General features: G+C 48.9%; 5 protein-coding genes. 4 read left to right on the top strand and 1 reads right to left on the bottom strand.

Going from position 1 to position 6,301, the window contains the following annotated elements; all coding sequences use genetic code 11:
- The first annotated feature begins 240 nt into the window (after positions 1–240).
- The 3 genes from Q0198_RS02360 (at position 241) to Q0198_RS02370 (ending at position 2,824) form a co-directional block, all read left to right on the top strand.
- Complete coding sequence (locus tag Q0198_RS02360; RefSeq protein ID WP_297894510.1) at positions 241–483, top strand: hypothetical protein; 243 nt, start codon at positions 241–243, stop codon at positions 481–483.
- 30 nt (positions 484–513) lie between these two features.
- Positions 514–1,674, top strand: a complete 1,161-nt coding sequence (locus Q0198_RS02365) for an FtsW/RodA/SpoVE family cell cycle protein (RefSeq protein WP_297894513.1) — start codon at positions 514–516, stop codon at positions 1,672–1,674.
- A gap of 136 nt (positions 1,675–1,810) precedes the next feature.
- A complete protein-coding gene (locus tag Q0198_RS02370; RefSeq protein WP_297894515.1) occupies positions 1,811–2,824 on the top strand; it encodes a UDP-N-acetylglucosamine--N-acetylmuramyl-(pentapeptide) pyrophosphoryl-undecaprenol N-acetylglucosamine transferase in 1,014 nt (337 codons plus the stop codon).
- A 228-nt stretch (positions 2,825–3,052) separates the two neighbouring features.
- Here Q0198_RS02370 and Q0198_RS02375 read toward each other — a convergent pair whose 3' ends face one another.
- A complete protein-coding gene (locus Q0198_RS02375; RefSeq protein ID WP_297894517.1) occupies positions 3,053–3,964 on the bottom strand; it encodes a hypothetical protein in 912 nt (303 codons plus the stop codon).
- 336 nt (positions 3,965–4,300) lie between these two features.
- Between Q0198_RS02375 and htpG the strand changes: the two genes are divergently transcribed.
- Complete coding sequence (htpG, locus tag Q0198_RS02380) at positions 4,301–6,142, top strand: molecular chaperone HtpG (RefSeq protein WP_297894519.1); 1,842 nt, start codon at positions 4,301–4,303, stop codon at positions 6,140–6,142.
- Positions 6,143–6,301 lie beyond the last annotated feature (159 nt).

The raw sequence follows: 6,301 nt of genomic DNA on the forward strand, positions 1-6,301 counted from the left end.
TGCGCTGAAAATCGATCGGCATGCGAGCGTTTGTAATGATGTTGCGGCGTAAAATTTTGCAACTATCGCGTGCTAAAAGCCACCGCGATACGCCTGCCAGAGTAGAATGCACCCGCCTGTGTATTAAAAGATAGTGCGGTTGCGCTCTACGGTGTGGCAGCGTGCGTCGAAAGTCGTCGCGATATGTTAGAATAGAGCGTACGCAATGCACATTTGCAGGATAACGAGAGATCGTACCTTATGGCGTGCTATCCCGCACCGCATGCCGCAAAGCCGCCTATGCGCGAGAATAAAATTCGCGCCGCGCGTCAAAGACGCACGATCGTGCTGCGTTCCAAAAGACAATGTGTGATCGTGCCACGCGTAAAAGATGCGCGATCGCGCTGCATGCCAAAAAATGATGCGCAATCGGCACCGTGCGGCACGGGCGTGATGCAAGATTTGAGCCTCGCGTGGCAGACGAAGCATGCGCGACGCACGTAAATGCGAATAAATTTTAAAACGGAGAGATGATTGAAAACCGATAAATGGCTATATTACTTCACCTGCGCGCTTATTACGATCGGCATGATATTTTCGCTGTCGCTGAGTTCATATACGGTGCTTCTGCTGGGTGCTACGCCGCTGCATTTTTTTTATCGTCAGTGCGCGGTAGGGATCGCGTGCATCGCGGTGATGTGGATCGTCTCGCGCGCCGATCCCGATAAATGCCTAACGCCGGTGTGCATGTCGCTTTTTGCGATCATGGGGATTTTGATGCTTGCGATGGGCTTTTTACCTAAATCTTTGGTCGCCGACGTAAACGGCGCGGCGCGCTGGATCAGACTGCCGTTTTTTAACCTCGCGCCGGTGGAATTTTTCAAAGTGGGCTTCATCTACTTTTTGGCGTGGAGCTTCTCGCGCAAGCTTGATCACTCCAAAAAAAGCATCGGGCGCGAGATCGCGACACTGCTTCCTTACGTAGCGCTTTTCGGCTTTGTAGTAATCCTAGTCGCCATCGTGCAAAACGATCTGGGACAGGTTGCAGTGCTGGGGCTTACGATGATTTTTATGTCGCTTTTTGCGGGCACTAGCTTCAAGCTCATCGGCTTTAGCTTTATGGGGATCTTGGGGCTTGCTTACGTTTTTATCGTCACGAGCGCGCACAGGGTCGATCGCGTGCGCTCGTGGTGGGGCGGCGTGCAGGATTTCGTGCTGTCGTTTATGTCGCCGGAGACCGCTGCCGGGCTGCGTATAGGGGATGCTAGCGCGCCGTATCAGGTCGGACACTCGCTAAATGCGATAAACAACGGCGAGTTTTTCGGACAGGGGCTTGGGCTTGGAAGCTTTAAGCTAGGATATCTGAGCGAGGTGCATACCGACTTCGTGCTCGCAGGTATCGCCGAGGAGTGGGGGTTTGTCGGGATTTTGCTTATCGTGGCGCTATTTTATGCGATGCTCTTTCGCATCTTTCAGACCGCGAGTAAGTCGCCGAGTAACGTAAATTTCCTCTTTTGCCTGGGTATCGGCTTTATGTTTTTCTTTTCGTTCATCATCAACTCCTACGGCATTACGTCGATCTCGCCGGTTAAGGGTATCGCCGTGCCGTTTCTGAGCTACGGCGGCAGCCACCTGCTCGCGGCGTCGTTTGCGGTGGGGCTCGTTTTGATGGCGTCGAAAAGGGCGAAATTTTAAAGCTTTTGCAGGCTTTGAGGCGAACGCGATTTAAATTTAGACGTAAATTTAGAGCCGAATTGCGTTTGAAATTCTACGCCGAAGCGCGCCGCGGCTTAAATTTAAGCGCGAAATTTTATAAATTTAAAGGAAAAGTATGGTCATAGCAATCAGCGGCGGCGGCACCGGCGGGCATCTGATAATCGCTAAAAATTTAGCCGCCCTCCTTGCGAAGCAGGGCATCAGGGCGATATTCATCGGCTCAAACTGCGGGCAGGATCGCGCGTGGTTTGAGGGTAGCGAGCTTTTTGCGCGCACCTATTTTTTGCAAAGCTCGGGCGTAGTCGATAAAAAGGGCTTTGCCAAGCTAGCCTCGCTGCTAAATATCCTGCGCCTCTCGCTTGCGGCGCGTAAAATTTTAAAGCAAAACGGCGTCCGCGCGCTCATCAGCGTGGGCGGATACAGCTCGGCACCCGCATCCATCGCGGCGATCCTTTCTCGCGTGCCGTTTTTTATCCACGAGCAAAACGCCGTTTGCGGGAGGCTCAACCGCCTGCTGAGGCCCTTTGCGCGCGCGTTTTACAGCTCCTATGAAAAGCCCGCGTTTGCCTATCCGATCGCAGATATTTTTTTCGAGACGGCGCGGCCGCGCACGGCGCTTAAGAGGGTCATCTTTTTGGGCGGCTCGCAGGGGGCGAGCTTTATCAACTCGCTTGCCGTGGAGCTTGCGCCCAAGCTTTTGAGCCTCGGCTACGGCGTGATCCATCAGTGCGGCGAGCGCGAGTTTGAGCGTATCTCGCAGATCTACGCGCAGCAGGGCCTTGACGTGCGGCTCGTAGGCTTTTGCAAAAACATGCACGAGCTCATCGCAAGCGCCGATCTTTGCGTCGGACGCAGTGGCGCCAGCACGCTGTGGGAGCTCTGCGCAAACGGCCTGCCTGCGATATTCGTGCCGTTTCCGTTCGCGGCGGCGGATCATCAGTTTTATAACGCTAAATTTCTTAAGGAGCGCGGACTTTGCGAAATCGTGCGTCAGCAGGACGCGAGCGGCGAGCGGATATTGGGCTTGATTGAGAGCTTTGATGTGGCGCGAGCGAACAAAGGGCTGCTTGAGCTTGCGGATCGAAACGGCGCGCAAGCGATAATCGACGATGTGATGAGTAAAATTTAAAAGGGCGCAGGCGCGCTTGCGTAAATTTGAGACGATCTCTTCGCGAGGTCGGTTTTAAATTTATTAAACCGATTAAATTTGACTTTTGCGTTTGCGTAAATTTTACGCGGCGCTTCGGTTTGAGTAAAAATTTTAAATTTGCATGCTTGCAGGTGACGGACGTTTTTTTTGATTTGCGCAAATTTAAGCGCGCAAACAAAGTGCGCAAAAGTGCATTGAGCCGTAAAATTATCTGCGCCTAAAGCTGATTATCGCATCGTTGTTTTCTTGTTGATATTTTTCAAACAAAGCCTGATATCTTTGCGATTTTGCCGGATCATTGGAATAAATTCCCACTAGAAAATAGCACGCCTCCGCAAATCGTAACTCACACGATCGCTCAAAGTATCGCGTACCCGCTTCTTTATCATCGTCGTCAAAATACGCGACGTAACCGAACATAAAGCAGCCTTCGCCGTTACCGAGCTTGCATGCTTTTTTATACAGTTTTCTGCCCTCTTGCGAATCTCTATCCTCGTAGCCTGCGAGTCTCGTGCAGCTTTCGCCGCCGTTAAGCTCGTAGCAGCCTTTTTTAAGCAGATCTTTGGCGCCTTCTTGCGAAATTTCGCCATTTAGTAGCAGAAGGCTCGAAAGCACGGCGCAGGCATCGCCGTCTCCGCCGTCGCAATCTTCGCGAAATCTTACGGGATTTTTCATTTTTAAAGTACCGTCTTTAGTGTGAATAGAAATTTCTTTAGGATTTTTATTTGCGGCTTCGTTTGCTTGATTGATGGGAATTCGGGTTTCATTCAAAGTCTCCGTGCGAGAAGATGCTTTTATCGCTATAAAGATCGCGACTATACACACGACGATGAGAGGAAATATTTTTGGCATGGAACGATTTTTGTGCGGAGTGTGGAGATCTGCGTCTTTGATCGATTGCCCACCCCTTAAAATAGTGACGGAGGGCTTAGGGCTCGGTTTTTGGCTTAAATTTGTAGCCGAACCTGCGCCTGATTTTTCGGTCAAATTTATGGTAGCGTCAGTATCCATATCTGCATTAATATCCGCTTTGCAGATATTTTCGTTTGAGCTTTTTAAATTTTTGCTCCGCTTTTCTCTCAGCTCATTTATGCGTTGTATGATTTCTTCGTTATTCAAATGGAATCCTTTTTGCTAGATAAATTTTGCTAGTCGGTTAAACGCCCGATTTTATCATCAAAATCGCATTGGAATCGAGGCGGATTATATCATCTTATTTTGAAATTTTCAAAAAAACTACGACTAAAAAGAATTTGTAAATTTAGCGCAGATGCGCCGTCAAATTCGGATCGGTTCTTGCTGTATAATCCACAACCGGGTTTAAATTTCATATACTTCGGGCGCGCGTAAATTTCCAAAACTTGATAGGATCCATATCAAGTTTATTTATTCTACTCTTGACAAGATTAGCACTCCATGATATAATCTGCTAAAATTTTCAAAAAGGATCGCATAATGGCAAAGAAAAAATTTAAGACCGAAGTGAATGATCTGCTAAATTTGATGATCCATTCGCTTTATTCAAACAAGGAGATTTTTCTGCGCGAGCTCATCTCAAACGCAAGCGACGCGCTGGATAAATTAAACTATTTGTGCCTTACAAACGACGAATATAAGGCGCTTTCATATGTGCCGCGCATCGATATAAAGATCGACAAAGAGGCCAAAACGCTAAGCATCGGCGACAACGGCATCGGTATGGACGAGGCCGAGCTTGAGAGCAATCTAGGCACTATCGCGCGCAGCGGCACGAAGGGCTTTATGGCGAGCCTTAGCGGCGATGCGGCGAAGGACAGCAACCTCATCGGACAGTTCGGCGTCGGGTTTTATTCGGCTTTTATGGTAGCGGATCATATCGAAGTTATCAGCCGCAAGCCGCTCTCGCAAGACGGCTATAAATGGAGCAGCGACGCGAGCAACTACATGGTCGAAAAAGCGCAAAAAGAGGACTTCGGCACGACGATAATTCTGCATATGAAAGATGAGGAGTTTTTGGACGGCTATAGGCTCGAAGGCATTATCAAAAAATACTCCAACCACATCCCCTATCCGATCTTTATGGATAAAGAAGAATACGTGCCTGCGCAAAAAGAGGGCGAGCAGGGACATAGCGAAATCAAAAACGTCCAGATCAACCGCGCTAGTGCGCTTTGGCAGCTGCCAAAAAACAGCCTAAAGTCTGGCGATTACAATGAATTTTACAAGCAGATCAGCCACGATAGCGGCGATCCGCTGTTTTATATCCACACCAAGGCCGAGGGCACGCACGAATACACGACGCTTTTTTACGTGCCGAGCAGCGAGCCCTTCGATCTATACCGCGTCGATTATCAAAGCGGCGTGAAGCTCTACGTCAAGCGCGTTTTCATCACCGACGATGCCAAAGAGCTGCTGCCTAGCTACCTGCGCTTCGTGCGCGGCATAATGGACGTCGAGGATCTGCCGCTAAACGTAAGCCGCGAAATTCTGCAAGAAAACCGAATTTTAGCCTACGTCCGCGAACAAAGCGTCAAAAAAATTCTATCCGAGTTGGAAAAGCTTTTGCAGAACGATCGCGAAAAATACATAAAATTTTACGAATTATTCGGCAAGGTTTTGAAAGAGGGGCTTTACGGCTTCGGCGCAAACAAAGAGGAAATTTTAAAGCTCTGTCTTTTTAAATCAAACCTGCGAGAGGGACTCATCACGCTTAGCGAGTATAAGGAAAAAATGGGCGCGGAGCAAAAAGAGATCTATTATATCGCCGGAAACAGTGCCGCGATGCTTAAAAGCTCGCCTCTGATCGAGAAATTTAACGCCGAGGGCACGGAGGTGCTGCTCTGCGACGATGAGATCGATACGATCGTGATGCCTGGCGTTTTTGAGTTTGATAAGACGCCGGTTAAAAACGCGACTTCGATCAAGCAGGAAGCTGCAAACGACGATACCGCGACGCCGCAAGCCAAAGAGATTGCCGCGAAGATCAAAGAAATTCTAGGCGAACGCGTCAAGGACGTTAAAATTTCATCGCGTCTAAGCGGCTCGCTTTCCTGCCTTGTTTTTGACGAGAACGATCCCGATTTTGCGACGCAGCAGCTGCTTAAGCAGATGGGAGGTCGCAATCTGCCGCCAATAAAGCCGATTTTGGAGATCAATGCAGATCACGAGATCATCAAAAAGCTGCAGGCCGATAAGCTGATGCTGCCGCAAGTAGCCGAGATAATCTACGATCTGGCACGTCTTAGCGAGGGGCAGGAGCTTGAAAATCCGAGCGAGTTTATCAAAAACGTAAACGAGCTAATCGCAAAGGCTCTGTAGATTATCTAAATTTAGAGCTTCTATCCGTTATCTAAATTCCGCGCGGCTGCATAGGCTGTATAAATCTATGTAGCCGCGCTTTAAATTTAAAAAGAAATTTTAGCTAGCAAGCTTTACCGCGCTTTCTAAATTTTAAAATTTAAAAGCGGCGGAATTTTC

Source organism: uncultured Campylobacter sp., assembly GCF_938045205.1.
Lineage (GTDB): Bacteria > Campylobacterota > Campylobacteria > Campylobacterales > Campylobacteraceae > Campylobacter_B.

Coding starts and splice junctions, on each gene's coding strand:
- Q0198_RS02360 (WP_297894510.1), top strand. CDS start 241: ATGGCGTGCTATCCCGCACCGCATGCCGCAAAGCCGCCTATGCGCGAG.
- Q0198_RS02370 (WP_297894515.1), top strand. CDS start 1,811: ATGGTCATAGCAATCAGCGGCGGCGGCACCGGCGGGCATCTGATAATC.
- htpG (WP_297894519.1), top strand. CDS start 4,301: ATGGCAAAGAAAAAATTTAAGACCGAAGTGAATGATCTGCTAAATTTG.